General features: G+C 65.1%; 27 protein-coding genes. 19 read left to right on the top strand and 8 right to left on the bottom strand.

Features of this window, described 5'->3' with window-relative positions; translation table 11 throughout:
- Positions 1 to 9 precede the first annotated feature (9 nt).
- A complete protein-coding gene (locus tag EYQ35_11555; protein HIF64771.1) occupies positions 10 to 1,029 on the bottom strand; it encodes a histone deacetylase in 1,020 nt (339 codons plus the stop codon).
- A 112-nt stretch (positions 1,030 to 1,141) separates the two neighbouring features.
- On the opposite strand from EYQ35_11555, the gene tatA reads away from it, so the two are divergent.
- On the top strand, positions 1,142 to 1,486 hold the full coding sequence (gene tatA / locus EYQ35_11550) for a twin-arginine translocase TatA/TatE family subunit (GenBank protein HIF64770.1): 345 nt from the start codon (positions 1,142 to 1,144) through the stop codon (positions 1,484 to 1,486).
- Positions 1,486 to 2,253 (top strand): twin-arginine translocase subunit TatC, encoded by a 768-nt coding sequence (gene tatC, locus EYQ35_11545; GenBank protein ID HIF64769.1) that lies wholly within the window; start codon positions 1,486 to 1,488, stop codon positions 2,251 to 2,253. The genes tatA and tatC overlap by 1 nt, the downstream gene beginning before the upstream one ends.
- 20 nt (positions 2,254 to 2,273) lie before the next feature.
- Here tatC and EYQ35_11540 read toward each other — a convergent pair whose 3' ends face one another.
- The 3 genes from EYQ35_11540 to EYQ35_11530 are packed head-to-tail and all read right to left on the bottom strand — an operon-like array spanning position 2,274 to position 5,056.
- Entirely contained in the window at positions 2,274 to 2,618 is a 345-nt protein-coding gene (locus EYQ35_11540; protein HIF64768.1) for a hypothetical protein, read from the bottom strand.
- Positions 2,618 to 2,935: a hypothetical protein gene (locus EYQ35_11535; GenBank protein ID HIF64767.1), complete on the bottom strand. Its 318-nt coding sequence runs from the start codon at positions 2,933 to 2,935 to the stop codon at positions 2,618 to 2,620. The genes EYQ35_11540 and EYQ35_11535 overlap by 1 nt, the downstream gene beginning before the upstream one ends.
- 3 nt (positions 2,936 to 2,938) lie before the next feature.
- Positions 2,939 to 5,056, bottom strand: a complete 2,118-nt coding sequence (locus EYQ35_11530; protein ID HIF64766.1) for a hypothetical protein — start codon at positions 5,054 to 5,056, stop codon at positions 2,939 to 2,941.
- A 2-nt stretch (positions 5,057 to 5,058) separates the two neighbouring features.
- Here EYQ35_11530 and EYQ35_11525 point away from each other — a divergent pair, with 2 nt between their 5' ends.
- Positions 5,059 to 5,913 (top strand): enoyl-CoA hydratase/isomerase family protein, encoded by an 855-nt coding sequence (locus EYQ35_11525; GenBank protein ID HIF64765.1) that lies wholly within the window; start codon positions 5,059 to 5,061, stop codon positions 5,911 to 5,913.
- A gap of 15 nt (positions 5,914 to 5,928) precedes the next feature.
- On the opposite strand, the gene EYQ35_11520 is transcribed toward EYQ35_11525, so the two are convergent.
- The 3 genes from EYQ35_11520 to EYQ35_11510 all read right to left on the bottom strand — a co-directional run bounded on the left by EYQ35_11520 (position 5,929) and on the right by EYQ35_11510 (position 7,451).
- A complete protein-coding gene (locus EYQ35_11520) occupies positions 5,929 to 6,381 on the bottom strand; it encodes a hypothetical protein (protein ID HIF64764.1) in 453 nt (150 codons plus the stop codon).
- A gap of 61 nt (positions 6,382 to 6,442) precedes the next feature.
- Positions 6,443 to 6,742 (bottom strand): hypothetical protein, encoded by a 300-nt coding sequence (locus EYQ35_11515; protein HIF64763.1) that lies wholly within the window; start codon positions 6,740 to 6,742, stop codon positions 6,443 to 6,445.
- The gene (locus EYQ35_11510) at positions 6,735 to 7,451 is read right to left on the bottom strand and encodes an alpha/beta hydrolase (GenBank protein HIF64762.1); all 717 of its coding nucleotides are present in this window, start codon (positions 7,449 to 7,451) and stop codon (positions 6,735 to 6,737) included. The genes EYQ35_11515 and EYQ35_11510 overlap by 8 nt, the downstream gene beginning before the upstream one ends.
- Between EYQ35_11510 and EYQ35_11505 the strand changes: the two genes are divergently transcribed.
- From EYQ35_11505 to fsa, 16 genes are all read left to right on the top strand, one after another.
- The gene (locus EYQ35_11505) at positions 7,437 to 8,567 is read left to right on the top strand and encodes a tyrosine recombinase XerC (protein HIF64761.1); all 1,131 of its coding nucleotides are present in this window, start codon (positions 7,437 to 7,439) and stop codon (positions 8,565 to 8,567) included. The two genes, EYQ35_11510 and EYQ35_11505, sit on opposite strands and share 15 nt — an antisense overlap.
- A 94-nt stretch (positions 8,568 to 8,661) precedes the next feature.
- Positions 8,662 to 9,189, top strand: a complete 528-nt coding sequence (gene hslV / locus EYQ35_11500; GenBank protein HIF64760.1) for an ATP-dependent protease subunit HslV — start codon at positions 8,662 to 8,664, stop codon at positions 9,187 to 9,189.
- A gap of 11 nt (positions 9,190 to 9,200) precedes the next feature.
- Positions 9,201 to 10,538 carry an ATP-dependent protease ATPase subunit HslU gene (gene hslU / locus EYQ35_11495; GenBank protein ID HIF64759.1) on the top strand — a complete coding sequence of 446 codons (1,338 nt, stop codon included), beginning with the start codon at positions 9,201 to 9,203 and terminating at the stop codon, positions 10,536 to 10,538.
- 59 nt (positions 10,539 to 10,597) lie between these two features.
- Positions 10,598 to 11,488, top strand: a complete 891-nt coding sequence (gene argB / locus EYQ35_11490) for an acetylglutamate kinase (protein HIF64758.1) — start codon at positions 10,598 to 10,600, stop codon at positions 11,486 to 11,488.
- Complete coding sequence (locus EYQ35_11485; protein ID HIF64757.1) at positions 11,475 to 12,683, top strand: acetylornithine transaminase; 1,209 nt, start codon at positions 11,475 to 11,477, stop codon at positions 12,681 to 12,683. The genes argB and EYQ35_11485 overlap by 14 nt, the downstream gene beginning before the upstream one ends.
- Positions 12,684 to 12,692: 9 nt before the next feature.
- Positions 12,693 to 13,622, top strand: coding sequence for an ornithine carbamoyltransferase (gene argF, locus EYQ35_11480; GenBank protein HIF64756.1), 930 nt, complete (start codon positions 12,693 to 12,695; stop codon positions 13,620 to 13,622).
- Entirely contained in the window at positions 13,619 to 14,833 is a 1,215-nt protein-coding gene (locus EYQ35_11475; protein ID HIF64755.1) for an argininosuccinate synthase, read from the top strand. Before argF ends, EYQ35_11475 begins: the two co-directional genes overlap by 4 nt.
- Before the next feature lie 36 nt (positions 14,834 to 14,869).
- Entirely contained in the window at positions 14,870 to 16,333 is a 1,464-nt protein-coding gene (gene argH / locus EYQ35_11470) for an argininosuccinate lyase (GenBank protein ID HIF64754.1), read from the top strand.
- Positions 16,330 to 16,773 carry a hypothetical protein gene (locus EYQ35_11465; GenBank protein ID HIF64753.1) on the top strand — a complete coding sequence of 148 codons (444 nt, stop codon included), beginning with the start codon at positions 16,330 to 16,332 and terminating at the stop codon, positions 16,771 to 16,773. Before argH ends, EYQ35_11465 begins: the two co-directional genes overlap by 4 nt.
- Positions 16,758 to 17,714: an ACP S-malonyltransferase gene (locus EYQ35_11460; protein ID HIF64752.1), complete on the top strand. Its 957-nt coding sequence runs from the start codon at positions 16,758 to 16,760 to the stop codon at positions 17,712 to 17,714. The genes EYQ35_11465 and EYQ35_11460 overlap by 16 nt, the downstream gene beginning before the upstream one ends.
- 77 nt (positions 17,715 to 17,791) lie before the next feature.
- On the top strand, positions 17,792 to 19,051 hold the full coding sequence (gene lysA / locus EYQ35_11455; protein HIF64751.1) for a diaminopimelate decarboxylase: 1,260 nt from the start codon (positions 17,792 to 17,794) through the stop codon (positions 19,049 to 19,051).
- A gap of 13 nt (positions 19,052 to 19,064) precedes the next feature.
- Positions 19,065 to 19,907 (top strand): diaminopimelate epimerase, encoded by an 843-nt coding sequence (locus tag EYQ35_11450; protein HIF64750.1) that lies wholly within the window; start codon positions 19,065 to 19,067, stop codon positions 19,905 to 19,907.
- A gap of 24 nt (positions 19,908 to 19,931) precedes the next feature.
- Entirely contained in the window at positions 19,932 to 20,810 is an 879-nt protein-coding gene (locus EYQ35_11445) for a 4-hydroxy-tetrahydrodipicolinate synthase (protein HIF64749.1), read from the top strand.
- A gap of 21 nt (positions 20,811 to 20,831) precedes the next feature.
- Positions 20,832 to 21,638, top strand: a complete 807-nt coding sequence (locus tag EYQ35_11440) for a 4-hydroxy-tetrahydrodipicolinate reductase (protein HIF64748.1) — start codon at positions 20,832 to 20,834, stop codon at positions 21,636 to 21,638.
- 207 nt (positions 21,639 to 21,845) lie between these two features.
- Positions 21,846 to 22,373, top strand: coding sequence for a 2-amino-4-hydroxy-6-hydroxymethyldihydropteridine diphosphokinase (folK, locus tag EYQ35_11435; GenBank protein ID HIF64747.1), 528 nt, complete (start codon positions 21,846 to 21,848; stop codon positions 22,371 to 22,373).
- 10 nt (positions 22,374 to 22,383) lie between these two features.
- Positions 22,384 to 23,028: a fructose-6-phosphate aldolase gene (gene fsa / locus EYQ35_11430; GenBank protein ID HIF64746.1), complete on the top strand. Its 645-nt coding sequence runs from the start codon at positions 22,384 to 22,386 to the stop codon at positions 23,026 to 23,028.
- A 16-nt stretch (positions 23,029 to 23,044) separates the two neighbouring features.
- Here fsa and EYQ35_11425 read toward each other — a convergent pair whose 3' ends face one another.
- Entirely contained in the window at positions 23,045 to 23,488 is a 444-nt protein-coding gene (locus tag EYQ35_11425) for a hypothetical protein (protein HIF64745.1), read from the bottom strand.
- Positions 23,489 to 23,504 lie beyond the last annotated feature (16 nt).

Below are 23,504 nucleotides of genomic sequence, written 5' to 3'. Positions count from 1 at the left end.
GGGAAACGCCTACAGGCCCCAGGTCGCTGCGAGAAGCTGCCTGGTTTTTTCTGTGTCGGGGCCGGCCTCGGCCTGTCCCGGCCAGCGGACGCGTTGGCCGCCGAGCACGCCCAGCACCGAGTCCACCGAACGGCTCAGCGCGCCCAGCTCGTAGCCGCCTTCGAGCAGCAACATCGCACGCCCGTCGGCCGAGCTGTCTGCCAGCTCAAGCAGGTCCGAGGCCATGCAGGCAAAGTCGTGCTCGTCCAGGCCAACCTGTGCCAGGGGGTCGTCTCGGTGGGCGTCAAAGCCGGCGGACACGAGTACGAAGTCAGGATCAAACGCAGAGGCCACCGGCAGCAGCACCTCCCTGAAGGCCGACTCATAGCCGGCCCAGTCGGCGCCGGCCGCCATCGGCAGATTGACGGTAAATCCCTCGCCCGGGCCCTGGCCGGTTTCTCCACAAGCGCCGCTGCCCGGATACCAGGGGTACTGGTGCAACGAAACGTACATAACGCCGGGGTCGTCGTAGAAGCGGTGCTGGGTGCCGTTGCCGTGGTGGACGTCCCAGTCCACGATCAGCACGCGCTCCACGCCGTGCACCCGTCTCAGGTGCTGGGCTACGACGGCCACGTTGTTGAACAGGCAGAACCCCATCGGGTGATCGCGCTCGGCGTGGTGCCCCGGCGGCCTGAGAGCAGCAAAACCGTTGTCTACGCGGCCCTCTACTATGGCATCGGCCAGGGCCATGGCCCCGCCCGCGGCCAGGCGGGCGGCCTCGAAGGAATCCTTGCAGGCAACCGTGTCGGCGTCGAAGCGGGTGAGCGCGGAGCCGGCGCTACCGGCCACCAGCGAAACGTGCTGCTGGTCGTGCACCGCCAGCAGCTCCGCGTCGTTGGCCTCGCGGGCCTCGACGCGCACGAGCGACGAGTGCCTCGGCTCGTCGAACAACAGGTCCAGGGCCGCCAGGCGTTCGGCGCGCTCGGGATGCCCCGCCCCGGGGTCGTGGAGACGGAACCTGTCGTCGCGAAGCAAACCAGTGATAGCCACGACCTCGGTCTAGCCCGGATAGCTGACCCGGGCCAGCAGGCAGCTCGCTGTCAACCGGCTCGACCTCTACCTTGACAGCCACAGGCACCGCACCTAGCGTGAGCCCTGCACGATGTTCGGCATAGGACCCACGGAACTTATTGTAATACTGGTCATCGCCCTGCTGGTGATAGGCCCGAAGAAGCTACCCGACCTGGCAAAGTCGCTGGGCAAGGGACTGGCCGAGTTCCGACGGGCCACCTCCGACATCACCACCGAGCTCGACAACGCGCGCATCGTTGTGCAGGACCAGGTGGAACAGGCCGCCAGCGCCCACGAGAAAAACATAGACAAGAAACGCACGCCCGCCAGTTCCGAGGCTGATAGTTCCGAAGCTGAGAGTTCCGAGACTGGCAAGGCTGAGCCCGATACCGACGACGACAAAGACGGCGACGGCGACAAGCGGAACGACGACTGATGGCCGAGCTCGAGCTCCCGCTCAGCGGCCACCTCGAAGAACTAAGGCGCAGGCTGGGCATCGCCGCGGTCGCTACGCTGGCGGCCTTCGCCCTGTGCTACCCCGGTTCAGAGTTCTTCTTCGACCTGCTCACGGCGCCGCTGTTCAGCGCTGCCGAGGGAACACCGGGGGTAAAACTCATCGGCACGGGCGTGGCCGAGGCTTTTTTCACGCGCTTGAAGGTGGCGTTGGTAGCAGCGCTGTTCGTCGCCCTGCCCGTCATCCTCTACCAGCTGTGGCTGTTCATCCTGCCGGCGCTGCGCCTGGGAGAGATCCGCTACCTGCGCTCCTTCGTGTTCTTCGGATCGATTTTTTTCGTCGCCGGCGGCGTGTTCTGCTACCGAGTGGTATTCCCCGTCGGCTTGCCCTTCTTCCTGGCCGAGTACAGCCGCATAGGCATAGAGCCAACCCTGCGCATCAGCGAGTACCTGTCGTTCACCTCTCGCATGCTGCTGGCCTTCGGCCTCACCTTCGAGATGCCCATCGTGACTTTCTTCCTGGCCAGAACGGGGCTGGTCACCCATGTAACCTTGCTGCAGAAAGGACGCTACGCGGTGCTGGTCATGTTCGTGGTGGCCGCCATACTGACGCCACCCGACGCCGTGTCGCAGATGCTGATGGTGCTGCCGCTGCTGCTGCTGTACCTGCTCTCTATAGGCGTCGCCTGGGCTTTCGGCCACGACCGCAAGGCCGACACTGACAATTCAGATATAGGCAACGACGACTGACCTCCGTCGCTGCCGACCGATCAGTCGCGCAGTTCGTCGAGCAGATCGCTGGACTGCAACTCGACCAGCGCGGGCGGCAGCTCGGACGCGGACACCAACAACACGTCGTCTATGTCGGCCAGCACCGCGACTACCTGCTGACAGGAACCCGGCACCGCCAGCAAGGCCACGAGGGCCCGGCCTTCGCGATAGTGCGGCAGCGCGGTCCTGATAACGCCGGCGCCCTCGTAGGACTCGAGCAGGACCTTGAGATGCACGCACTCCCAGCGCGGCAGCTCGACAAACAGCAGGTACAGGCCCAGGCGCTCGTTATAAGCATCGGCAGGCCACGAGGGCGGCGGGCCGTCTTTCACCAGATCCGCCATCAGTGGTAGGCCGCGGTCACGTCGAAGTAGAGGTACCCCTGCTCTTCGCAGCCGTCGCATTCCACGCGCACCACGCGCACGCGCCTGTCTTCGCCACCGGCGGTGCCTTCGCCCAGGCTCTTCATACGGCCGCCGCAGTGGCAACGCCGGCGCTCGATTTCGGCGTCGATCTCTTTGAACCCGCCGACCTTCTTCGCGGTGTCAGAGCTGCCCCCGGGCAACATCCTGAGCTTGCGGGCGAGCAGCCGACGCCTGGCCAGCCTCCAGCCGGCGAACGAGAGCGCCACGATGAGCGCCAACCCGAGCGCAGAAAACACGACTCAGCGCCCGAAGTGTGTGTAGAGCGACGGCAGTTCCATGGGGATCTCCTCGCTCGGCAGGTCCGCCACGGGCGGGGTGACACCTACCCGGTAACGGCTGATAAAATCCTGGTCCACCTCCACGCGCAGGGCAGACAGGGGGCCACTGATGCGCAACGGCACACGCAGGTTCCGGTCTACACCCAGCTCCAGCAAGCAGTCGAGCTCGAGGCTGGCCGGTTTCTTACTGGCTGTATCCCTGTTGCTAACGGCCAGGTGACCGGAGCCTGACAGGCGACCACCACTAAGGCGGCCACCCTCAAGACGAACGTCCAGGTTAGCTATGCGAACGCCGTCACCGTCGCTGACGAAGTCCATCGCCAGGCGGTCAAATGCCGTGGCTGCAGCGGCACCGGAAGCAACGTCGACCGGCCTACCCTCCAGCGCTGCCCTGGCGACAGCCATCAGGTCCACACCAGCCAGCACGCCGTCGTGCAGGGCCAGGCGGCCCGCAGACTTGAGCTCGCTGCGGGTAGGGCCACCGTGGTCGGCCATGGCGTCAAGTGAGCCGCTTACCTGCAAACCCTCCAGGCCGCTGACGTCGACGAGCAACGCCTCAACATCAGCGTCGTTGATGACAACGCTCAGCCGGATATCGCTGCCCTCGGGGTTCTCGCCCCCCTTGTCTAACGATACCCCGCTGTCCAACGGTATTGCGCCACCCACCGACAGCGTGCCGTCCCAGATGGCCATGTTCATGGCGTTGAGGCGGAATACATCCTTCCACCACACCAGCCCCGAGCGCGCGTCGCTGAGCGTCACCGGGCCGGCCGTGAACTCGCGGGCCTTGAAAGAAACCGAAAGGTCGGCGTTAACGCTGTAGACAGCACCCGCAAAGCTCGTGTCGGTGGCCTGCATCTGCAACCAGGGCAGAGGCGAGAGATCCACCGAGTCGGCGGTCACCTCGTAGCGCAGCGCCGCGGCCTCGGGCGTGCCGGTGAGCTTGAGGGTTCCCGTCAGGGTGGTCTGCGGCACCAGCTCCCCCTCCAGTCCGAAGTCAGCCAGGAGGGCGGCCAGCTCCACATCCTCGGCCTGCACCCTCATCGAAGCCTCCGCCGACCTACGTCGGCTCAGCCAGCCCAGGGCGGTAAAGTCCTGTCCGTAAGCGCTGAGCGAGGCTCTCTTTACGCGCAGCCGGGAATCGTCCAACGACATGGTCGACTGCAGCTCGAGGCGATCGCGGCGATCGTACATGTCCAGCCCCACCGAACCCGTGACGCCGAACAGCAGCGGCTCGGCAGGCATATCATCGTTGCCACGCTCGCCAATGAAGCCGCCACCCTTGATATCGAGATCAAGCTCGCCAACCAGCCACGGCGGCAACCAGTCTCCGATGGCACCCCGCAGTAACTGCGGCGAGGCACCGCTCACGGCGACCTCAAAATCCAGGCCGTGCCCACCTGTCGGGCCGGCCCCCGGCAACAGGCTGCCCGAAGAAACCACACTGCCACCAGCTGCGGGCGAAGCCTTTACAGTGAACGCCAGTCCACCGTTCGCGGCCCGCCAGAATTCGCCGTCCAGCTCCCCGAGCTCCAGGGTCAGCGGGGGATCATAGCTGTTGTCCAGCAGCTGAACGCTACCGTCGATCACCGATCGCACTTGTCCGAGCAGCGCCAACACGAGCTCGCCGGAATGCTGCCCGGGTTTCCCGGCCGAAAAAAGATGCCCGCCATTCCTGTCGATCTCCAGGCGAAGCGTGGGCGCTACAACTTCTACGCCGACGGCTTCCACCCTGCCCATGAGCAAGGGCAGCAGGCGCGGACGTATCCGCACCGACTCCGCCGTGACCACTTCAACGGCCGGCTGCTTGCCCCGTTGTACGCTGACGACCACGTCGCTGATCTCGGCGGCCGGACTAGGAAAGAAAACCAGGCCCGCGGCGCCGTAGTTGGCAGTCACCCCGGGCAGTTCCTGTGCGCGGGCAGCGAAGACCCCGAAGTCGGTCACGATGCGGGTGCGCAGCGACGAAAGAGAAAAACCCAGCAACGCCGCAAGCGCGACGCAGGCGGCTATCAGCAGCTTACGCATCGGCCCAGCAACCCGTACCGCAGCAACCAGCGCCGCGTTGACAGTGTTCACCCGTGCCGCTAACCACAACCATGCCCGTGGTGGCGCCCGGAGGAGCAACGATGTCGGACGAAAGCTTGTCGTATGAAACCATAGAACTCAGCAGCACCGACCAGGGAGTAACAACCATACTCCTGGACAGGCCCGATGAGCGTAACGCAATGAACGTCGCCATGGGGAGGGAGATACAGCAGGCGGTCGAGAGCATCAACGCCGACCCCCACTGCCGCGTGGTGATCATAAGGGGCAGCGGACGGGCCTTCAGCGCCGGTGGCGACCTCAAGAGCCTGGCCCACGAGGCCGGCCTGGCCGGCGACGGCAGCGGCCTGGGAGGTGGATCGAGCTTCTACCGGCTTTTTCTGTCAATAACCGCGCTGCGCGTACCCTCGATAGCCGCGATCAACGGTCACGCCATAGGTGCCGGGCTGTGCTTTGCCCTGGGTGCCGACCTGCGCGTGATACACGAGAAAGCCAAGGTGGGCATGACCTTCGTAAAGCTGGGCATCCACCCGGGAATGGCGGCCACGTGGACGCTGCCGCGACTGGTGGGCCCTGCCGTTGCCGCCGAGCTGCTCTACACCGGCCGCCTGGTTACTGCCGACGAAGCGCTGGCGATGGGACTAGTCAACCGCACTGCGGGCGAAGACTTCGACGAGGTGGTAGCCTCGTTGGCCGCGGGCGTGGCCGGCAGCGGCCCGGTGGCTGTGCGGGCGGTCAAGGAAACCCTGGCCGGAACCTGGGAGAGGAGCATCGACGAAGCCATGGAGCTCGAGTCGACCACCCAGGCCATGACCTTCAATACCGACGATGCCCGTGAGGGGATGAAAGCGATAATGGAAAAACGACCGCCGCGCTTCGAGGGCCACTGATCTTCGCCTGGATATTTACTGGTCGCTGACGTCCGACTCCGAGTAGTTGCTGACCAGCCACTTGCCCTCGCTCTTTTCAAGCCGCAGCAGCACCTGCTTGTCGAAGGGCTCGGCTCCCACCGGCGACACGGTGAGGCGGTACACCATCATCACCGCTTGAGCGTCGCTGGCTGAGTCGCCGGCGCCGACTCCGGGCGCGTCTCCAGCCACGGCTCCAGCGCTACCCGCGAACTGCCGGTCCAGCCGGTAGTTGATACGCGGCATGCGGGTGTCAGTACCACGCTCAAACCCCTCGGTCAGGCGTATTTCTTCGCCCACCTTGCTGGCCGCCAGGCCGGTGGTCAGCAGGCTGGAGGACTGCAGGTCGGCCAGCAGGTAATGCGCATCGAGAAAGTCTCTCGCCGCGGCCTCAGGTGTTCCCGCTGCCGGCCCGCAGGCCGCAAAGGCCGCGGCCAATAGCAGTGGCAAGCACAGACCCATCACTCCCCGGGCAACCGGGCGCCCGGTAGCCGGGCCATTTACGGCAGGCTCAGCTGCCGCCCTTGAACAGTTTTTCGAGTTCACTCGTTGCTCCCCCCGTATCGTCGCCCGGCGAAATCGCCGCGCTGGCCTCCCAGTAGTCACAGAAGTTTGCCACATCCTTGTCCACCACCCTGTCGGCGGTCGGTTCGCCGCAGTCATTGAAGCGACTGGTATCGTAAAAGCGACAGGCCATGCAGCAGTGCAACCAGGCCGAACAGGCCGGGCAACAGGTCTGCCGTCCCATGGTCCCCTCCCACTCGTACACGGCCGAGCAGGCCGGGCAACTTACCCGGCGCGTCTCAGGCAAGCTCGAACCCCACGCTCCCGGTCAGCCAGTCCTGCAGCGTGTCGAGCAGTTCTTCGAGGGCACCGGGCTCTTCAAAACGATGCCCCACGCCGGGAAATATTACTTCGCGCACTGGCCCGGCCGCGGCTGCCGCCAGGCTGTGGGCCTGCTCCACCGGCACCACGGTATCGGCGTCCCCGTGCATGATGAGGGTGGGCAGTTGCAACGAAGGCAGGCGGGTGAGCAGTTCAAAACCCTCGGCGTCGTCGAGAAAACTCGACCGCAAACTCGCGTCACCCCAGGGCCGACTGCCACTGCTGCGCCACTGCTCGCGGTCGGCCTCCGACACGCCACGCAGAAACAGCGACGACTCGGCCACGGCGGCCAGCGTTGCGACACCCGACAACTGTCCGCCCAGGATCGTGGCCGCCTTGAGCGCCACCATTCCGCCCAGGCTCGAGCCCACCATGACGCAGAGACCAGGCTCGAAGCCGAGCAGAAAATCCATCGCACCCAGGGCGTCTTCCACCTCACCACTCAGCGTCAGGTCTTCAAAGTTGCCCTCCGAATCGCCCACGTAGCTGAAGTCAAAACGCAGTATGCCAACGCCCAGGGGCAGGAATCTTTCGACCATGGCCAGCTGCTTGGTACCGCCGCGGGTGGATTCCATGCCGTGGCACAGCAGCAGCCACGGGCAGCGTTCACTCGAGGGACGATGAACGTCGCCCACCAGGATGTTGCCCCGGCGACCGGCAAATTCGACCCTTTCCCCGCGGAGAAACCGCTGCCTGTTACTAATGCTTTGTCGGCTCACCGCAGTATTGTTACCATGTCAGCAGTGGTCGTGGAACAGGCAGACTCATCTCGATCGGGCACAGGCTGGGAAACCACCGCCCATCGCAGGCTGGAGCAGGCGCGCGAAGCGGCCGGTCTAGCCAGCGACGCGCCCTTGTTGGGCGAGTTGCTCGGCTTTGCCCGCTACCTTCACGTCGAGCGCGGGCATTCGGCCAACACCGTGCGCGCCTACATGGGCGACATAGGCCGCTACGTGATATTTCTCTACGAGCGCGGCTTCATGCAGGGCCGGTCGCCGGATTGCAACGAGCTGGTGGCCACCGGCTCGGGGGCCGTGAAGTCCTGGCTCGCCTCGCGCCTGCCCGACTGCCGTCGCAGCACCCTGGCCCGCAACCTGTCGTCGCTCAGAACCCTGTTCCGTTTTCTTTCGAGGGACGGCCTGCTCGCCGACCCGGGCGAGGGCATGAAGTCCCCACGCGTGCCCGCCGTGTTGCCACCCTGCCTGTCGGTAGAGGACGTCGACACCCTGTTGGAGTCGACCGCGGGCAGCGACGACGGCTCGCTCAGGGACCGCGCCCTGCTCGAAGTCATTTACTCCTGTGGCCTGCGTGCCTCCGAATGCGTGGGCATGGACTGGACCGACGTCAACCAGGAACTCGGGGTGGTCAGGGTGATGGGCAAGGGCAACAAGGAACGCATCGTGCCGGTGGGCAGCCGCGCGCTCGACGCGCTGGCCCACTACCGCCACGGCTGGACGCGAAAGCGGAGCGACGTCGACGCGGTGTTCGTCAACTGGTCGGGGTCGCGACTGAGCTCGCGCAGCGCCGGGCGCGTGCTCGACCGGCGCCTGCTCGAGTCGGGGCTGAGCGCGCGCGTGGGACCCCACTCGCTGCGCCACTCCTTTGCCACCCACCTGCTCGAAAGCGGGGCCGACCTCAGGTCCATACAGGAGATGCTCGGGCACGCTTCACTCTCGACCACACAGAAGTACACCCACTTGGACATGAAGCACCTCTCGGAGGTCTACGACCGCGCCCACCCGCGGGCCTGAACGCAGCCTGCCCACCCGCCTGGCCCCTGCCCCTGCCCCTGAAAACGGGGGCCTGCTTGGATTCTTAGCCGCGAACAGGGCAACCTCTGCGGCGATGCACGCAACGACCATTATCGCCGTCCGCCGCGACGACCGGGTAGCCATGGCCGGAGACGGGCAGGTGTCCACCGGCGACACGATCATGAAACACTCGGCCCGCAAGGTCCGCCGGCTGTATGGCGGCAAGGTGCTGGGCGGCTTCGCCGGGGCCACGGCAGACGCATTTACCCTGTTTGAAAAGTTCGAGGCCAAGCTCGATCAGCACAACGGCCAGATCGTTCGCGCGGCCGTGGAGCTGGCCAAGGACTGGCGCAGCGACCGCGTATTGCGGAGGCTGGAGGCCATGCTCATCGTCGCCGACAGCGAGGCCTCGTTACTGATTTCGGGAGCTGGCGACGTCATAGAACCCGACGACGGGGTAATCGCCATCGGCTCGGGTGGCAGCTACGCGCTGGCCGCCGCAAGAGCGCTGCTGGCCCACTCCGAGCTGTCGGCGGCCGACACGGCGCGCGAGGCCATGAAAATCGCCGGCCGTATCTGCGTGTACACCAACGATAACATAGCCATCGAGGAACTCCCGTGAACGACTACCCGATGACGCCGCGGGAAATCGTGTCGGAGCTCGACCGTTACATAGTTGGCCAGTCGGATGCCAAGCGGGCGGTGGCCATCGCCCTGCGCAACCGCTGGCGGCGGCTGCAGGTCGACAGCGAGCTGCGCGAAGAAATCGTGCCCAAGAACATCATCATGATCGGCCCCACCGGCGTGGGAAAGACCGAGATCTCGCGCAGGCTGGCCAAGTTGGCCGACGCGCCCTTCGTCAAGGTGGAGGCCACGCGCTTTACCGAGGTGGGCTACGTAGGCCGTGACGTGGAATCGATCATCCGCGACCTCACCGAGCTGGCCATAAGCATGGTCGAGGAAGAAGAGAAGGAAAAGGTCCAGTCCAGGGCCGCCGAGCGGGCCGAGGAGCGGGTGCTCGACGCCCTGCTGCCGGGCAAGGACCCTGCGATGGTGGCCGCCGGCGGGCCGGAGAGCCTGCCCGAGAACGCCGACACCCGTGAAAAGCTGCGCCGCATGCTGCGTGAGGGCGCACTCGATGACAGGGAAGTCGACGTGGAGCCGACCCAGCAGATGCCCATGCTCGAGATACTCGGCCCGCAGGGAATGGACGACGCGACGTCGAGCCTCAAGGACAGCCTCGGAAGTTTTCTGCAGGGGATGCGCGAGCCGCGGCAGCACAAGGTCAAGGTGCCCGAGGCGCTCGAACAGCTCACCGCCCAGGAGGCCGAGGCCATGCTTGACCGGGGCGAGGTCGCCACCGAGGCCATCAGGCGGGTTGAAGAAAGCGGCATAGTCTTCATCGACGAGATCGACAAGATCTGCGGTCGTGACGGCTCAATGGGGGCCGACGTGTCGAGGGAAGGCGTGCAGCGGGACCTGCTGCCCATAGTCGAAGGCTCCACGATCAAGACCCGCCACGGCATGGTCAAGTCCGACCACGTGTTGTTCATCGCCTCGGGCGCCTTCAACGTCGCCAAGCCAGCCGACCTCATACCCGAGTTCCAGGGACGGTTTCCCGTCAGGGTGGAACTCAAGGCGCTGGACCGCGGCGATTTCGTACGCATACTCACCGAGCCGCGCAATGCGCTGACACGCCAATACTCCGCCCTGCTCGAAACCGAGAACGTGGAGCTGGTATTTGAAGCGTCGGCCATAGACGCGTTGGCCGGCATGGCGGCCGAGGTCAACGAGCGCTCTGAAAACGTGGGCGCACGGCGGCTGCACACCCTGCTCGAGCGGCTGCTGGACGAAATATCCTTCGAGGCCCCCGAGCGCTCGGGCAGCCGGCTGCTCATAGACGCCGATTATGTGAATGAAAAGCTGTCGGCCATCGTAGAAGACCAGGACCTTTCGCGCTATATTCTCTGACTCCGGCCGGCCGGGCGAACGCAGCCCGGCTGTACGGATGAAAGCTGCATAAAACACCGATGAACGAGCTCATAGCCAAGGCAGAAGTACTGCTCGAAGCGCTGCCCTACATAAAGCGCTTCGCAGGACGCACGATCGTCATCAAGTATGGTGGCGCCGCCATGCTCTCCGATGAGCTCAGGGACGGCTTTGCCGAGGACGTGGTGCTGCTTAAATCGCTGGGCCTGAACCCGGTGGTAGTGCACGGCGGCGGCCCGCAGATAGGCGAAGCACTCAAGCGCAGCGGCGTCGAGACGCGCTTCGTCAGGGGCATGCGGGTGACCGACAAGGCGGTCATGGACGTGGTCGAGATGGTGCTGGGCGGCACCGTCAACATGGGGATCGTGTCGATGATACAAGGCCACGGCGGTCAGGCCATAGGGCTGAGCGGCAAAGACGGTGGCCTGCTTGAAGCCGTGCCGATGAAGGTCGTCGTGGAGGGCTCCGACGAAGCAGTAGACCTGGGACAGGTGGGCGATGTGACGCGGGTGAACCCCGGGGTACTCGAGAAATTTATCTCCACCGACTACATCCCGGTCATCGCCCCCATCGGCGCGGGCAGCGACGGACTCAGTTACAACATCAACGCCGACCTCGCGGCCTCGCACATCGCCCGTGCGCTGGGCGCGGCCAAGCTCATGCTGCTCACCGACGTAGAGGGCATACGCGGTAGCGACGGTGAGCTGTCCCCCAGGGTCTCGACCCCCCAGGCGCGGACCTGGATAGACGGCGGCACAATAGAAGGCGGCATGATCCCCAAGGTAGAGTGCGGGCTCGACGCCCTGGCTGGTGGCGTGAGCCAGGTCCACATCATCGACGGCAGGGTCAGCCACGCGGTGCTGCTCGAGATCTTCACCAACACCGGCGTCGGCACCGAGCTGGTGCTCGACACAGAAGATGGAGCGTCCTGAAGTGGCCGAGAAAACCCAGCCCAGTGTCGAGCTCACCGAGAACTTCACGGTGGGCAACTACGCGAGGTTTCCCGTTGCCTTTACGCACGGCGAAGGCCGCTACCTGTGGGACGAAGGCGGGCGGCGCTACCTGGATTTCTTCAGCGGCCTGGGCGTCAGCTGCCTCGGGCACGGCCACCCCGCCCTGCTTGAGGCCATCACCGAGCAGGCCGGCAAGCTGCTGCACACTTCGAACCTGTACAGCCACGCACCTGGAGCCGAACTCGCACGGCGACTTTGCGAACTCAGTTTCGCCGACCGGGTTTTCCTGTGCAACAGCGGTACCGAGGCCATCGAAGCAGCCATAAAAATGGCGCGCAGGGCCAAGCCCGACCGACACGAAATCGTGACCGCATTCGGTTCTTTTCACGGCAGGACGATGGGGGCGCTGGCGGCAACCGGACAACCCGCCCTGCACGAAGGCTTCGGACCCATGCCGCCAGGCTTTGTGCACGTGAAGTACGGTGACCCCGCGGCCGTGGCCGCCGCCGTGAAGCCCGACACCGCTGCCGTGCTCGTGGAACCCATACTCGGCGAAAGCGGCGTGGTGCTTCCCCCGCCCGGCTACCTGGCCGAGCTGCGCAGTATCTGCGACCGCGAGGGCGTACTGCTGCTGCTCGACGAGGTTCAGACCGGCATCGGCCGAACGGGAACCCTGTTTGCCTGCGAGGGGGAAGACGTAAAACCCGACATCCTGGCCACCGCCAAGGGGCTGGCCGGCGGTCTGCCGGTGGGCGCGGTGCTGGCCACAGAGCAGGTGGCAGCCGCCCTGGTGCCCGGCAGCCACGGCTCTACCTTCGGCGGCAACCCGGTAGCCAGCGCGGCAGCCCTGGCCGTACTCGACAGCTTTGACAAGGAAGGCATACTGAAAAACTGTCGGGAAACAGGCGAATACCTGGCCGCCGGGCTACGTCGCTTATTTGAGGGCCACCCCGACGTCGTCGAGATCCGCGGACGCGGCCTGATGCTGGGCGTGGAGTTTTCAAAGCCGACCGGGCCCCTGGTGCTGGCGGCGCTGGAACAGGGCCTGCTCGTGAATGCGGCGGCCGGCACTGTGCTTCGACTGCTGCCGCCACTTACCCTGACGCGCGAGGAAGCAGACGAGGGCCTTGACCTGCTGGCCACGGCGTTAAAGAACTCGGGACTGGAAAGGTAAACTGAAGAAATGAAACGAGACCTTGTCACACTTGACGGCCTTTCGGCCGAAGAACTGCGGAGCCTGCTTGCGCTGGCCGCGCGGCTCAAGCAGCAACTCGCCCAGGGGCAGGCCCACCCGCTGCTGGCCGGGCGAACGCTGGTGCTGGTGTTCGAGAAACCCAGCCTCCGTACGCGGGTGACTTTTGAAACCGGCATGTTCCAGCTGGGTGGCCACACTGTTTACCTGGCACCCGACGACATAGGCCTCGGCAAGCGCGAGAGCGTGACCGACGTCGCCCGCGCGCTGTCGCAGTGGGTAGACGTCATCGCCGCACGCACCTTCGCGCAGCAGACGGTAGAAGAACTGGCCGCCGAAGCCTCGGTGCCGGTCATCAACGCGCTGAGCGACCTCGCCCACCCCTGCCAGGTAATCGCTGACCTGCTCACCATACAGGAGAGCAGGGGCAGCCTGGACGAGATGCGGGTGACCTTTCTCGGCGACGGCAACAACGTGGTCAACTCCTGGTTGGTGGCCGCGTCGAAGCTGGGTTTTGATTTCACGCTGGCCTGTCCAGCGGGATACGAGCCCAACGCCGGCGTGCTCGAGCGCGCGTGTGCGGCTGCTACGGGCAGCATCACCATCACCCACGACATAGACCAGGCAGCCGATGGGGCCGACGTTCTTTACACCGACGTCTGGACGAGCATGGGACAGGAAGAAGAAACCGCGATGCGGCTGCAGGCCTTCGCGCCCTACCAGCTCAACCAGTCGGTGGTCGACAAAGCGGCCGACGGGGTTATTGTTATGCACGACCTGCCGGCTCACAGGGGCGAAGAAATCACCGACGAGGTGATCGACGGCCCCGCGTCGGTGGTTATGAGGCAGGCCGAGAACCGCATGCACGCGCAGAAGGCTCTGCTCGTGTGGCTGCTCGAAGCAACGGAGGCAGGGTCCTGAACGAGTCCATCAAAAAAATCGTACTGGCCTACAGCGGCGGGCTCGACACATCGGTCATCCTCAAGTGGCTCGTGGAGACCTACGACTGCGAGGTGGTAGCCTACGCCGCCGACGTGGGCCAGGGCAAGGAGCTCACCGGCCTGCGCGAGAAAGCCATGGCCACCGGTGCCTGCGAGGTCTACGTGGAAGACCTGCGCGAGGAGTTCGTGGGCGATTTTGTATTCCCCATGCTCAGGGCCGGTGCGGTTTACGAGGGGACCTACCTGCTGGGCACCTCCATAGCGCGGCCGATCATAGCCAGGCGACAGGTCGAGATAGCCGAAGAGACCGGCTCTGACGCCGTGTCGCACGGTGCCACGGGCAAGGGCAACGACCAGGTCAGGTTTGAGCTCACCTTCGCCGCGCTCGCGCCCCAGCTCGCGGTGGTGGCGCCCTGGCGAACCTGGGACCTCAACTCGAGAACAAAGCTTTTTGCCTTTGCCGACAAGCACGGCATCGAGGTGCCGGGTACAAAAGAAAAAAGCTACAGCATGGATCGCAACGTCCTGCACGTGAGCTACGAGGGCCACGACCTCGAGGATCCGTGGTCGGAGCCCGACGACGCCATGTTCCTGACCACGGTGTCTCCCGAGCAGGCCCCCGACAAGGCCGAGTACGTGGAGATCGACTACGAGCAGGGAAACCCGGTGGCCATCGACGGCAAGCGCCTGTCCCCCTTTGAACTGCTGAGCGAAGCCAACACGGTGGCGGGACGCAACGGGGTGGGCCGGGCCGACATCGTCGAGAACCGTTACGTGGGCATGAAATCACGAGGGGTGTACGAGACCCCGGGTGGAACCCTGCTCACGACGGCGCACCGGGCGCTGGAATCCCTGGTGATGGACCGCGAGGTCATGCACCTGAGAGATTCGCTCATCCCGCGCTACGCCGAGATGGTGTACTACGGCTACTGGTTCGCGCCCGAGCGCGAGATGCTGCAGGCCGCCATCGACCAGTCCCAGGCCCAGATGAACGGCACGGTGAGAATGAAGCTGTACAAGGGATCGGCCCAGGTCGTGGGACGGCGCTCGGACTATTCTCTTTATGACCCCTCACTGGCTACCTTTGAAGAGGACGACGTCTACTCGCAGGCCGACGCGGGCGGCTTCATCCGACTGAACGCACTGAGGCTGAAGATCAGGCAGAAGCTGGCACAATCGAAGCCAGGCTGAAGAGAGCAGCGCTCAATACATGACAACGTAACAAGCATGACGACTCGAAAAACAACAACACCCAAAGCGCAGAAGAAACCAGCTCGGAAGAAAGCTGCCGCTAAGAAACCAGCCCGGCAAAAAACCGCTCCGGCGGGCAGCAAGAGCTGGGGTGGCCGCTTCGGTGAGTCCACCGACCCGGACGCGCAGGCGTTTACCGCCTCTATTGGTTTCGACATCCGGCTGTACCCCTACGACATACGCGTCAGCACGGCCCACGCGCGCATGCTGGCCGCGCAGAAAATAATCAGCATCGCCGATTCGACACGGATCGTTCGAGCGCTCAAGCAGATCGGCGGCGAACTCGACGAGGGCAGCTTCGTCCCCTCGGTGGCCGACGAAGACATCCACATGGCCATAGAGCGGCGGCTGGTCGAAAAGATCGGCTCCGTGGGCGCGCGCCTGCACGCCGGGCGCAGCCGCAACGACCAGGTCATTACCGACGTCAGGCTGTTCGTCAAGGACGCCATCGCCGGGCTCAGCGACGCCATCGCCGGACTGCAGGCTGGCCTGCGGCAGGTGGCCAAGGACAACGAGGGCGCCATCATGCCCGGCTACACCCACCTGCAAAGGGCGCAACCGGTGCTGCTCGGACACCACCTGCTGGCTTACCACGACATGCTTGAGCGCGACTCTGCACGACTGGCCGACTGCCTGGCGCGGGTCGACGTGCTGCCGCTTGGAGCCGGCGCGCTCGCGGGCAGCACGCTGCCGCTCAACCCGAAACTGGTCGCCGCCGAGCTGGGATTCGGACGGGTTGCGACCAACAGCATCGACGCGGTATCGGACAGGGATTTCATCATCGAGTTTCTCTCGGCCACCGCCATAATGTTCAGCCACCTGGGGCGCCTGGCCACCGAGATCACGCTTTGGGCTTCGAGCGAGTTCGGCTTCGTGGGCCTGCACGATTCTTTTTCGACCGGCAGCTCAATGATGCCGCAGAAAAAGAACCCCGACATAGCCGAACTGGTCAGGGGCAAATCGGGACGTATCTACGGCAACCTCGTGGCCTTGTTGACCGTGGTCAAGGGATTACCGCTGGCCTACAACAGCGACTTGCAGGAAGACAAGGAAGCGCTGTTCGACAGCGCCGATACCGCCGAGCGGTCGCTGCGCATCATGACCGCGCTGCTGCGGTCACTCGCCTTTGACACCAACGCCATGCGGGAGGCGGCCTCCGACGGCATGCTGCTGGCCACCGACCTTGCGGAGTACCTGGTGGCCCGCGGGCTCCCCTTCCGCGAGGCCCACGAGGTCACCGGACGAGTAGTGGCCGACTGTCTCGAGCGCGGCGTAGACCTGGCCTCGCTGTCCAGCGATGAGCTCAAGGCCTACTCCAGTGTCATAGCCGACGACATCACCGACGTGTTCGACCCGGACAAGTCCGTGGCGCGCCGTAAGGCCGGGCCGGGTACCGCCGGCAGCAACGTGGCCAAGCGGCTGCGCGCGCTGGACCGTTGAAAAACAACTCGCTGCCAGCGATGCTGAGCCGGGCTGAACTTTTGTCGGCCCTGCTTTTGTCGGCCGTGCTGCTGCTTGGCGCCTGCGGGGTGCGCACCCCGCCGCGGCCCCCGGAAAACACAGCCCCGCTGATGACCGGCCAGGCCCTGGCCACCCGCAACGGCGACGGCAGCGTTACCCTGAGCTGGAAACGACCAGGAACAAGCGTGGACGGAAAGAGGCTCGACGACCTCGCCGGTTTTGAGATCGAGCGGCTGTCGGCCAACGGCGAATGGGAAGTCATAGCCACGCTGGCGGTCACCGACGCCAAGCGGATCCGCCCGCGTAGCAGCTGGTCGCACACCGACACGACCGCCCCGCCGGGTATCCCCGATTTCAGAGTGACGCCGTTTCTCGAAGACGGGCAGAGGGGATCGCCGCTCAAGTGTCTCAACAGATGACCACGAGCGTGGTTTTCCCGGGCCAGGGTTGCCAGAAAACCGGCATGGGCCGAGACTTCCACGACGAGTTTGAGCAGGCCCGACGGGTCTTCGAACTCGCGTCTGACACGCTCGACCTCGACATGCGGGCTCTTTGTTTTGAAGAAGACCCGCGGCTGCAGCAGACCGAGTTTCAGCAGCCAGCCATACTCACCGTCGAGTTGGCGATGCTGGAGTCACTGCGCGCGCACTTCGACCTGGCCGACAGCTGCTGGGGAGGCCACAGCCTGGGCGAGTACGCGGCGCTCGTGGCCGCCGGTGTACTGCCCACCGCCGAGGCCCTGCGCCTGTGCCGGCAACGAGGCCGGCTGATGCAGGACTGCCTTGCCGCGGACGGCGGGACAACTGTTACCGGCGCCATGCTGGCCGTCACCGCGCGCGGGCTCGACCAACAGGCACTGCTCGAGCTCGTGACCGAGCTCGGCGTTGACATCGCCAACGTAAACTCAACGCAGCAGGCGGTCATCGCCGGAGAGACCAGCGCGGTGGCCGAGGCTGGCGAAAGGATAGCCGCGCACCCTGCCCTGTCGGGCGCCAGGCTGGTTGAACTGAGGGTATCGGCGCCGTTTCATTCCCGGCTGATGGCCCCGGTGGCCGACAGCCTGCGCCCACTGCTCGAAGATTCGGCTGACCGCTGGCAACCCGCACACGCGAGCAGCGTGACGAGCAATCACAGCGGGGGCTTCTACGAGGCGGTCGCGGCCAGGATCGTAGACGGCCTGGCCATGCAGGTCTGCTCGACCGTACTCTGGAACGAAAACATGCCGCTACTCGCCGCTGGCGCCGAGCGCGTGATAGAAATCGGCCCTGGCCGCCCGTTGCGCGGCTTCTTTCGCAGCATAGGCGTAAAGGTGCTGTCGGTGAGCACGCTGAAAATCGCACGCGAGCTGCTCTCCGACTGAAAGCAGCGACTGACTGGCCTTCCCGAATAGCCGCGACTATAGTTCGCGCGGTCGCCCCCCCCGGCCAGTGCCTTGAGATGGATTTTTTCAACCGCAGGAACGGCAGCCTCTACGCCGAAGACGTAGCCCTGTCCGAGCTGGCCCGGGCGGTAGGCACGCCCTGTTACGTGTACAGCCTGGCCGCGCTCCGAACCCAGCTGGGCGCCTGGCGCAAAGGCTTCGGCGACCACCCCCACCTCGTCTGCTACTCGGTAAAGGCCAACTCCAACCTCGCGGTACTGCGATCGCTGGCCAACGAGGGTGCCGGTTTTGACGTCGTTTCGGGTGGCGAGCTGGCCCGCGTGCTGGCCGCCGGCGGCGAGGCATCCCGCGTGGTGTTCTCCGGAGTAGGCAAGCAGGCCTGGGAGATCCGCGCCGCCCTGGATGCCGGCATCCTGATGTTCAACGTCGAGTCGCTGGCCGAGCTCGAGCTGATAAGCCAGCTCGCCCTTGAAATGAGAACCACGGCCCCGGTGTCCCTGCGCGTCAACCCCGACGTCGACCCCCAGACCCATCCCTACATCGCCACCGGCTTGGCCGACAGCAAGTTTGGCGTAGCCGCAGACCAATGCGTGGAGCACTACCACCGGGCTGCCGAACTGGAGGGAATAGAGGTGCTGGGCGTCGACTGCCACGTGGGCTCGCAACTGGTGAGCAGCTCGCCGATAGAAGAAGCCGCCACGCGCATAGCCTCCCTGCTCGACCGCCTGGACAGTGCGGGAATACCGATAGGCTACGTCGACATGGGCGGCGGCCTGGGCGTGACCTACCAGGACGAGTCACCGCCGAGCCCCGACGAGTGGGCGGCCACCCTGCTGCGCGTCTTCAAGGGCCGCGGGCTCACCATCGTGGTGGAACCGGGTCGCTCCATAGCTGCCAACGCCGGTGTATTGCTCACCACCGTGCTGTTTCACAAGGGCAACCAGGAGAAGAACTTCGTCGTAGTAGATGCGGGCATGAACGACCTTGCCCGGCCCTCGCTGTACTCGGCGCACCACGACGTGGAGGCGGTCGAGGACTGCGACGGCACGATCACCGCCGACGTGGTCGGTCCCATATGCGAGAGCGGCGACTTTTTTGCGAAGGAAAGGCTGGTGGCCAACGTCCAAGCAGGCGGACTGCTGGCCATCATGAGCGCCGGTGCATACGGTTTCGTGATGGCTTCAAACTACAACACCCGGCCTCGGCCGGCCGAGGTACTGGTCAACGGCGACAAGTGGGACCTGGTGCGCGAAAGAGAAACCGTGGAGTCGCTGTTCGCGGGCGAGGCCATCCCGGGCCACCTGTCGGGAGAATAGCTCACTGAGGCCCATGCAACTCGAGCTCGCCAAGATCCACGGTTGTCACAACGACTACCTGTTCGTCGACTGCACCCGGGCTCCGCTCGAAAACCCCGACGAGCTCAGCCGCCGCCTGTCACAGCGCAGGGGAGGACTCGGTGCCGACGGGCTGATCCTGGTCTGCCCGTCGGAGAAGGCTGACTTCCGCATGGAAATGTACAACGCCGACGGCAGTCGCGGTGCCATGTGCGGCAACGGCATCAGGGGGCTGGCCAAGTTCGTCTACGAACGCGGGCTGGCGGGAACGTCCAACAGCCTGCTGGTCGAGACCGACTGCGGCAACAAGGCTCTCGAGTTGCACGTGACCGACGGCAAGGTCGAATCGGTGACCGTGGACATGGGGCCGCCCGTTCTCGAGGGAAGGCAGGTGCCGGTCAACGCTGATGGCGAGCAGTTCGATGTGCCGCTGCTGGTAGACGGGCGAAGCTGGACGGTCAGCTGCGTGTCGATGGGCAACCCCCACTGCGTGACCTTCGACGAAGATCCCGAAGGCCTTGACCTCGAACGCATAGGCCCGGCCTTCGACAAGCACGAGTTCTTTCCCTCGGGCGTCAACACCGAGTTTGTGCGCGTAGACAACCGCGGGCAGCTCACCATGCGGGTGTGGGAGCGCGGCTCGGGCGAAACCGAGGCCTGCGGCACCGGGGCCTGCGCCGTGGTGGTGGCCGCCCACCGCACCGGTCGATGCGACAGTACCGCCACGGTGGTGCTTAATGGCGGACAACTGTACATAGAACTGCGCGGGGATGGCCGGGTGTTCATGACAGGCCCCGTCGAAGAGAGTTTTCGTGGCACGGTGAGCGTGCCTGGATGAATCAGAGCAATAGGAACAACGAGCGTGTTTGAAGGAACCTGGACAGCACTGGTAACCCCCTTTAGCGACGGCGAGATCAACGCCGAGGCCCTCGCCCGGCTGGTCGACCTGCAGGCCGAGGCGGGCGTCGATGGCGTCGTCCCCTGCGGGAGCACCGGCGAGTCGGCCACCATGAGCCACGACGAACACGAGCGCGTGATCAGCGCCGTCATCGAAGCCGCCGACGGCCGGCTCAAAGTGCTGGCCGGCACCGGCTCCAACTCCACCGCCGAGTCGGTGAAGCTGACGCGTTTTGCTCGCAGCGCCGGTGCCGACGGCGCGCTGCTGATATCCCCTTACTACAACAAGCCCACCCAGGCCGGCCACGTGGTTCACTACCGCGAGGTGGCCGAGGCCGCCGACCTGCCGCTGGTGGTCTACAACATCCCTGGCAGAACGGGCGTCAACCTGCTGCCCGAGACCTTGGCCGAGCTGGCCGCGATACCTGGCATCGTGGCGCTCAAGGACGCCGCCGGGTCCATGGACCAGGCCATGCGAACAATGCAGCTGGCCGGCGACGACCTGACGGTGCTCTCGGGTGACGACTCGCTCACCCTGCCGCTGATGGCCCTGGGTGCCGGCGGGGTCATAGCCGTGGTTTCCAACCTGCTGCCCGCGCGCATGAAGGCGCTGGTGGACGCGGCTGCCGCGGGACAGATGGAGAACGCGCGCAACATACACCGCGAGCTTCTCCCGCTCATGCAGGCAATGTCGCTGGAGACCAACCCCATACCGGTCAAGACAGCCATGCAACTTGCCGGCCGTTGCTCGGCCGAGATGCGACTGCCACTTACCCCCATGACGGCCGAGAACAGCTCGGCGCTCGAAGCCGTCATGCGCGGCTACGACCTGCTGCAGGGATAAGGTGAAAGGATAATGGGCAAGCTGGTAAACATAACGGTGTGCGGAGCCGGCGGACGTATGGGCCGACGGATAATAGCGCTGGCCGAAGAGAACGGACTGCGGGTTACGGGCGCGCTGGAGGCACCGGGCCACCCGGCCCTGGGCCAGGACGCTGGCCTCGCGGCCGGGGTCGCGGCCAGCGGCGTCACCATCGGCGATGACCTGAAGGCCTCGTGGACCAAGGGCGCAGTGATAGTCGATTTCAGTTCACCCGCCGCTACGCTGGCCCAGCTCGAGTTCGCGGCCGGCAACGGCGCGCCGGTAGTAGTGGGCACGACCGGGCTCGACTCGGAACAGCGCGCGCGCGCTGAAGAGCTCGCCGCACGCACGGCCACCGTAATGGCATCGAACATGAGCGTGGGCATCACGGTGCTCGACAGCCTTGTCGAACAAGCGGTCAAAGCGCTCGGGGCCGGTTTTGATTGCGAAGTCCTGGAGCTGCACCACCGCCTCAAGAAGGACGCCCCCAGCGGAACTGCGCTGTCGCTGGCCGCTACCGCTGCCGCCGCCCGAGGGCTGGAGCTGCCGGTCTCCCTGGCAACGGCCAGGGAGGGCATGATCGGCGAAAGGCCGGACAACGAAATAGGCGTGGTCGCACTTCGCGGCGGCGACGCGGTCGGCGATCATACCGTCATGCTTGTGGGAACGGGCGAAAGACTCGAACTTACGCACAGGGCCGCGTCGCGTGACTGCCTGGCTGGCGGCGCGCTCAGGGCAGCGCTATGGGTAGCCGGACGGCAGCCAGGCCTGTACGGAATGCGGCAGGTCTGCGGCCTTGAGCCGGCTTGAGAACAGGAGCGGACGTTGGTCGGCCCCCCCGGAAAGCCCTGAATAACCAGCCCGGCACCCGAACAGCCGATTTGCAGGCTGTACCGATTCAAGATAAACCCTGCCCTTGGCTGTAACTGCTGGTAAACACGGAGTTATCATGGGCCGCCCGTCACAGGCCACCGTAGAACCGCAGCGAGTTTCACCCCTCTACAGCCGCGTGCGTTAATGGAACATCGCGTCTACATCGCCATCGGCAGCAACCTCGGCGACCGAGAAAACCACATTTCGGCGGCACTGTCTGCCATCGCCGAGCTGCCCGACACCAGGATCACCGGCCGCAGCTCCCTGTACGAAACCGAACCCCACGGCCGTGCCCGCAACTGGTTTCTTAACGCGGTGGTCGAGATCATAACCGGCTTCGAAGCCAAGGACCTGCTCAAGGAGCTGCTGGCCGTCGAAACCGCCGTGGGCCGCAGGCGCGGAGCAAAAACCAAGGCCACTAAGAACCAGAGCGTGTCGCGCGAGATCGACCTCGATATACTCCTCTTCGATGCCGTGGTGATGAAAACGCGGAAGCTGACGATCCCCCACCGGGAGCTCACCGCCCGGCGTTTTGTGCTGCTCCCCCTGGCCGAACTGGCCCCCGGACTGAGGCACCCAGTAACCGAGGAGACGATCTCTTCGCTTCTGGTCGCTGCAGAAGATGACAAGAAAGTAGTTCTTTACCGGCCGCCGAACACGGCCCGGCGCTAGCGGAGCGAACATGAAAATTTTTATCGACAGTGCCGACATGGGCGAGATTCGCGAGGCCATGTCCTGGGGAATAGTTGACGGCGCCACCACCAACCCGAGCCTTGCGGCCAAGACCGGCCGCCCGGTAGAAGAATCGCTGGTAGAAATCTGCGAACTCGTCAACGGACCGGTAAGCGCCGAGGTCATCGCGACCGACGCCGACGGCATGATCGCCGAGGGCCGCAAGTTGGCAGCCATGCACGAGCACGTGGTCGTCAAGTGCCCCATGACCGCTGATGGGCTGATGGCCACGCGCTGCCTGTCCGAAGAAGGCACGCGGGTAAACGTCACCCTCATCTTTCAGCCCGCCCAGGCCCTGCTGGCAGCGAAGGCCGGCGCGGCCTACGTGAGTCCTTTCGTGGGGCGACTGGACGACATAGGCGAAGACGGCATGGGTATGGTCGCCTCGATCGTCGAGATCTTCTCCAACTTTGATTTCGCCACCGAGGTCCTGGTCGCGTCCGTGAGGGGAACCTTTCACGCGGTGGAAGCCGCGCGCATGGGCGCCGACGTGGCGACCTGCCCCGGGTCGGTCATACGACAGATGATGAAACACCCGCTGACCGATCTCGGCCTGGAGCGCTTCCTGGCTGACCACCGCAAGCTCACCGGCTGAGCGAAAAACCCTCCGTCTAACGCTGGCTTTCGCTGCTTTCGCGAAGCAATTCCATCCGGGTCCCCGCCGCCCCCATCTCCAGCCGCCCTACGGCCACGGCAATGGAGAGCTTCACGCTCTCGGACGGGTCGGCCGAAGCCTCCCTGAGCAGTTTGAGAACTACCGCGTACTCGGCCAGTACCTCGTCAAAAAGCTTCAGTGACCCCCGATCGGGCCACCTGCGGCGACTTATTTCTGCGAATTGCTGCGCTCGTTCGAGCGGGTAATCAAAACGCTCTATCTCGCCGGTATGCAACCTGCTGCCATAGCCGGCCTGCACCATGTCGCGGCCGTCGGCCGCCAGCCCTTCGAGCAAGCCCAGGTGGGTCTCCACCAGTTCCGGGTAGCGGGTCCAGTAGCAGGACGCCACCGTCGCCAGCAACAGCAGCAGGACTACGTAAGCCCCCGTTCGCCCTTTCACTGCCCCCGACACCGTA

The organism is Candidatus Binatota bacterium (genome assembly GCA_012960245.1).
Lineage (GTDB): Bacteria > Desulfobacterota > Binatia > UBA1149 > UBA1149 > UBA1149.
The sequence above is the reverse complement of the archived record's forward strand: the minus strand, read 5'-3'. Positions and strand labels throughout refer to the sequence as shown.